At 76.0% G+C, this 5,635-nt stretch carries 4 protein-coding genes; 2 read left to right on the top strand and 2 right to left on the bottom strand.

Annotated features, from left to right (window positions below):
* Positions 1-194 precede the first annotated feature (194 nt).
* Both FOE67_RS14835 and ptsP read left to right on the top strand, forming a co-directional pair.
* Complete coding sequence (locus FOE67_RS14835; protein WP_182664437.1) at positions 195-644, top strand: PTS sugar transporter subunit IIA; 450 nt, start codon at positions 195-197, stop codon at positions 642-644.
* 115 nt (positions 645-759) lie between these two features.
* On the top strand, positions 760-2,457 hold the full coding sequence (ptsP, locus tag FOE67_RS14840; RefSeq protein ID WP_182664439.1) for a phosphoenolpyruvate--protein phosphotransferase: 1,698 nt from the start codon (positions 760-762) through the stop codon (positions 2,455-2,457).
* 53 nt (positions 2,458-2,510) lie between these two features.
* Here the strand turns inward: ptsP and FOE67_RS14845 are convergent, their stop codons facing one another.
* The gene (locus FOE67_RS14845; RefSeq protein WP_182664441.1) at positions 2,511-4,553 is read right to left on the bottom strand and encodes an acetoacetate--CoA ligase; all 2,043 of its coding nucleotides are present in this window, start codon (positions 4,551-4,553) and stop codon (positions 2,511-2,513) included.
* Between the two features lie 281 nt (positions 4,554-4,834).
* On the bottom strand, positions 4,835-5,272 hold the full coding sequence (locus FOE67_RS14850; protein WP_182664443.1) for a roadblock/LC7 domain-containing protein: 438 nt from the start codon (positions 5,270-5,272) through the stop codon (positions 4,835-4,837).
* Between the last annotated feature and the right edge of the window lie 363 nt (positions 5,273-5,635).

The following is a 5,635-nucleotide window of genomic DNA, read 5'->3' on the forward strand; positions in this document are numbered from 1 at the left end:
GACGGGGACCCACGGGTGGGATCCCCGGGCCGGGGTAGTCGGGACGGGGACCGGGACGCGCGTCGTCCCCCTCCGGGTCGTGCCGCACCGGCCGGTTCGACCGCCATGACTTAGTCTTCTGTCCGGTGATCCGATCCGTTCCCCGGCCGTCCGGGGAGACGGGCGCCACCGCCCTTGAGCCCCGGGAGGCCCTCATGTCCACCGTCTCGTCGCCCGTGAGCGGACGTGTCGTCGGGCTCGACGGGGTACCCGACCCGGTCTTCGCCGGAGCCATGGTCGGCCGGGGTACCGCGGTCGATCCGCACCGCGGGGCCGGCGAGGCGGTGGCCCCGCTGACCGGCATCGTGGTCTCCCTGCACCCGCACGCCTTCGTGGTGGTGGACGCGGACGGACACGGCGTCCTCACCCACCTGGGGATCGACACCGTTCAGTTGGGCGGCGAGGGCTTCGAGTCCCTGGTCGGCAAGGGCGACACGGTGCAGCGGGGTCAGCCGGTGGTGCGGTGGGACCCCTCCGCCGTCGAGGCAGCGGGCAAGTCGCCGATCTGTCCGGTGATCGCCCTGGACGCCGGGGCGGACGCCCTCTCCGACGTCCTCGAACGGGGCGAGGTGCGGGCGGGCGACACGCTCTTCCTGTGGAGCTGACCCCAGCCGCGACCGGAGGAAGCGGGTGGAACCGGCAGCGGTACGGCACGCCGCCGCGCCGCTGCCCCCGCCCCGGGGGACACCGGGGCGGCAATCGACATCGGGACGTGAAGAGATGGACGCGAGGCTGCGCGGAGTCGGGGTGAGCCACGGAGTGGCGCTGGGCGAGGTCCGGCACATGGGCACGGCGGTCCTGGAGCCGCCCCCCGAGCGCATCTCCGCCGGGGAGGCCCCCGCGGAGCGCGAGCGCGCCCGGCGGGCCGTCGAGGAGGTCGCCGGGGAGTTGGAGGCCCGCGGCAGGATCGCCGGTGGCGAGGCCCGGGCGGTCCTGGAGGCACAGGCGCTGATGGCCCGGGACCCCGAACTGATGGCGGACGTGGACCGCCGCGTGGGGGAGGGTGACCGGGCGGAACGGGCGGTGCACGACGCCTTCGCCGCCTACCGCGACCTGCTCGCGGGCGCCGGGGACTACTTCGCGGGCCGGGTGGCCGACCTGGACGACGTGCGCAACCGGGTGGTGGCCCGGCTGCTGGGCGTTCCGATGCCGGGCATTCCCGAGAGCGACGAGCCCTACGTGCTCGTGGCCAGGGACCTGGCGCCGGCCGACACCGCCCTGCTGGACCCCGCCCTGGTGCTGGCCTTCGTGACCGAGGAGGGCGGTCCCACCAGCCACAGCGCGATCCTCGCGCGGGCGCTGGGGGTGCCCGCGGTGGTGGCGCTGCGGGGCGCCACCGACCTGACCGAGGGCGTGGTGGTCGGGGTGGACGGCAGCACCGGCGAGGTGCTGGTGGACCCCGGCCCCCGCGAGCGCGAGGAACTGGCCCGGGTGGCCCGCGAGCGCCGGGAGGCGGCCCGCTCCGCGACGGGGCCGGGCGCCACGGCCGACGGTCACGCCGTGCCCCTGCTGGCCAACGTCGGCGGGCCCTCGGACGTACCGGCCGCGGTGGAGGCGGGGGCGGAGGGCGTCGGCCTGTTCCGCACCGAGTTCCTCTTCCTGGACGCCGGTGACGAGGCGCCCTCCGAGGAGGTGCAGGCCGCCGCCTACCGGGAGGTCCTGGAGGCCTTCCCGGAGGGTCGCGTGGTGGTGCGGGTGCTGGACGCGGGCGCGGACAAGCCGCTGCCCTTCCTCTCCCCCGGATCCCCCGGGGCCCCCGGGTCCTCCGCGCAGGAGCCGAACCCGGCGCTGGGGGTGCGCGGGCTGCGGGCCCTGCTGGACCACCCGGAGGTACTGGCCGGTCAGCTGCGGGCCCTGGCCCGGGCAGCCGAGGGTCTGCCGGTCCAGCCGGAGGTGATGGCCCCGATGGTGGCCGACCGGGCGGACGCCAGGGCGTTCGCCGAGGCCTGCCGCGCGGCGGGGTTGCGGGCCCGGGTGGGGGCGATGGTGGAGATCCCCTCGGCAGCCCTGCGGGCCCGCTCGGTGCTGCAGGAGGTCGAGTTCCTCTCGCTGGGCACCAACGACCTGTCGCAGTACACCTTCGCGGCCGACCGCCAGGTGGGCGCGGTGGCGCGGTTGCAGGACCCCTGGCAGCCGGCGCTGCTGGACCTGGTGGCCACGGCCGCCGAGGCGGCCCGCGCGGAGGGCAAGGGGTGCGGGGTGTGCGGCGAGGCCGCCGCCGATCCGCTGCTGGCCTGCGTCCTGGTGGGGCTGGGCGTCTCCAGCCTGTCCATGGGCTCCGGCGCCCTGTCCCGGGTGCGGGCCGAACTGGCACGCCACACGCTGGCCCAGTGCGAGCGGGCCGCCGCGGCGGCCCGGGCCGCGGAGGACGCCGAGGAGGCCCGCCGGGCCGCGACGGCGGTGCTCTCCGGCGGGTGACCGCCGGCGCGGTGTCCGTCCCCCCGGCCGGGGGGACGGACACCGCGCCGGGTTCAGGCCGCGGCGGACCGGCGCTCGGCGGCCAAGCGGACGAAGAACTCCAACAGCTCCGGCCGGTCGACCGAGCCCGGGTTCACCGCCCGTTCCAGGGGGGTCCCCGAGAGCAGCCGCTTGACGGGAACCTCCAGTCGCTTGCCGGTGAGGGTGTGCGGCAGCCCCGGCACCACGACGATCTCGTCGGGGACGTGGCGGGGGGAGAGTTCCGAACGCAGGTCGGCGCGGATGCGGTCGTGCAGTTCACCGCCCGGTGCCAGGTCGGCCGGGTCCACCCCCTCGGCCGGGTGGACGAACAGCGGCATCCAGTAGCCGCCGTCCGGCTCCTCCACCCCGACGACCAGGCTCTCCCGTACCCCGGGCAGCCGCTCGACCACCTCGTGGATGTCGGCGGACCCCATCCGCACCCCCTGACGGTTGAGGGTGGAGTCCGAGCGGCCGTGGATGACCACCCCGCCGTGCGGGGTGACGGTGATCCAGTCCCCGTGCCGCCATTCGCCGGGACGACCGGTGAAGTAGCTCTCCCGGTAGCGCTCCCCGTCCGGATCGTTCCAGAAGGCGATGGGCATGGACGGCATCGGCAGCGCCACCATCAGCTCGCCCACCCCGCCGATCACCTCCCGGCCGTCGGCGTCCCGGGCCCGCAGGTCGGTGCCCAGGCACACCGCCTGCAGCTCACCGGCCCGGACGGGCAGGGTGGGCACCGCGCCGACGAAGCAGCTGCACACGTCCGTGCCCCCGCTGACCGAGGCGATCCACCGGTCCCCCAGCTCCCGGTGCAGCCATCGGAAACCGTCGGGGGGCAGGGGGGAGCCGGTGGTGGCCACACACCGCAGGCCGGCCAGGCGCGGGTCCTCCCCCGGGTGGACGCCGGCCTTGGCACAGGCCATCACGTACGCGGCCGAGGTGCCGTAGAGCGTGGCGTCCGCCTCCGCCGCCACCCGCCACTGCACGTCGGGGCGGGGGTGGGCCGGAGCCCCGTCGTGCAGCACGGGGACGGCCCCCACCAGCAGGGCGGAGATCAGGAAGTTCCACATCATCCAGCCGGTGGAGGTGTACCAGTACATCCGGTCACCGGGACGCAGGTCGCAGTGGAGGGAGAGCTGCTTGAGGTGTTCCAGCAGGATGCCGCCGTGGGACTGGACGAGTGCCTTGGGCAGTCCGGTGGTGCCGGAGGAGTACAGGATCCACAGCGGGTGGTCGAAGGGCAGGACGGCGAACTCCGGCTCCGCGGGTCGGGCGACCACCTCCTCCCAGGCCGTCGTCCCGGCGGGGGGCTCGGTGCCCAGCAGGGGCACGTGGATCGTCGCGCGGAGGCCGGGCAGTTCGCGGCGCAGTTCGGCGACGGTCCCGGTCCGGTCGATGGTCCGGCCGGCCCACCGGTAGCCGTCGGCCGCGAAGAGCACCACCGGCTCCACCTGGCGGAAGCGGTCCAGCACGGCCCGGGGACCGAAGTCCGGCGAGCACGAGGTCCACACCGCGCCGACCGCCGCCGAGGCGAGGAAGGCGATCAGCGCCTCGGGCACGTTGGGCAGGTAGGCGCACACCCGGTCACCGGGGCGTACCCCCGCCCCGCGCAACGCGGCCGCCACCGCCCCGACCCTTCCCCGCAGTTCGGCGCCGGTGATCATGCGGGGGACGGGTTCGGCGTCGGGTTCCGCGACGGTGAGGACGACGGGCTCGTCGGGGGCCTCCCCGGCACGCCGCAGGGCGTGCCAGGCGTAGTTGAGTTCGGCGCCGGGGAACCAGACCGCCCCCGGCATGGTCCGGTCGGCCAGCACGGCCCGGGGCGGGGTGACGAAGGAGACCTCGCAGAAGTCCGCGACGGCGGACCAGAAGGCATCGGGATCGGTGACCGACCAGCGGTGCAGGGCGCGGTAGTCGGCCGCCGGATCCTCCCCGCCGGGGGCGGGGGCCCCGTACCGTTCCGCGGCTCGGGCGTGGAACGCGGTGAGGCGGGCGTCGGCGACGGTGTCGGCGTCGGGACGCCACAGCACGGTCGGGGCGGTGGGCTCCGGTTCCGGGCCGGTGGTCGGGGTCATGGCGGCTCCCGGGGATCGATCGGATCGGGTGTCGACCGGCCCGTCCCTCCCGGATCCACGGGACGGGACGCGCCGCGCGGGGCGGCGTCGCCGGGTGTCCGCCGCGGCTCCGGTGGGATCCCGCGGCGGATCACCCGCAGGACGATGCCACGCCGCGGGTCGACACACCAGATCGGCACGGCGGACGGCGGTGGGCCGGACCCGGTTTCCGTCGATCGGCCCGGGGACGGGGCGGGCCCCGGGGCCCGCCCCGTCCCCGTCGGTCGCGGGCCGCGACCGGATCAGACCGCGGCGTCCCCGGCGCGCGGGGCGGTACCCAGGTGAACTCCGACCCGCTTGACCAGCAGGGTCATCTCGTAGGCGACCTGCCCCACGTCCGCCGACGCGTCGGCGAACACCGCCAGACAGCTGCCGGACCCCGCCGCCGCCACGAAGAGGAAGGCCTCGTCCAGTTCCACCAGGGTCTGCCGCACCGAGCCGACCTCGAAATGCCGGCCGACCCCGCGGGCGAGGTTGTGGAACCCCGAGGCCACCGCCGCCAGGTGCTCGGCGTCCTCCCGGCGCAGGCCCCGGGAGGTCCCCCGGGGCAGGCCGTCCCCCGAGAGCACCAGACCGTGGCGGATGCTGCCGACCCGCCCCACCAACTCGTCCAGCAACCAGTCCAGTTCTCCCCGGTCACCGGTGGTTCGCCGGTCGGCGCCGGCCTCCGCTGCGGTCATCGTTCCTGCCCCTCGTGGTGTTTCGGTGGTGCGGTGTCCCCCGGAGCCGGCGTGCCGGCCCCGGGCCCCCGCTCACGGCGGCCACGTCGCCAACCGTCCTGCAGGGCGGACATGCGGACACGGGTCGCCTCGGCGTCCCGCTCGGCCGACTCGTCGGCCGACGGATCCTCCCCGGCGGGGTCACCGGAAGGGGATCCGGGGTGGGAACCGTCCACGGGTCGTGTCCGGGTCGGTTCCGTGTCCGCCGGGTGCACGCGGGGCACCCGGCGGGGAAGTCTCGTGACGGACCGGAGCGCCTTCCCGGGTGTTCCGTCGGCGGACGCGGACGCCGACGCCGACGGGGAGGGGAGGACCGGGGTGGAG

The sequence above is a fragment of the Streptomyces calidiresistens genome (assembly GCF_014141525.1).
GTDB lineage: Bacteria > Actinomycetota > Actinomycetes > Streptomycetales > Streptomycetaceae > Streptomyces > Streptomyces calidiresistens.

What these genes read in the sequence shown, in the direction of transcription:
- FOE67_RS14835 (WP_182664437.1), top strand. Translation starts at nt 195, where the DNA reads ATGTCCACCGTCTCGTCGCCCGTGAGCGGACGTGTCGTCGGGCTCGAC.
- ptsP (WP_182664439.1), top strand. Translation starts at nt 760, where the DNA reads ATGGACGCGAGGCTGCGCGGAGTCGGGGTGAGCCACGGAGTGGCGCTG.
- FOE67_RS14845 (WP_182664441.1), bottom strand. Translation starts at nt 4,553, where the DNA reads ATGACCCCGACCACCGGCCCGGAACCGGAGCCCACCGCCCCGACCGTG.
- FOE67_RS14850 (WP_182664443.1), bottom strand. Translation starts at nt 5,272, where the DNA reads ATGACCGCAGCGGAGGCCGGCGCCGACCGGCGAACCACCGGTGACCGG.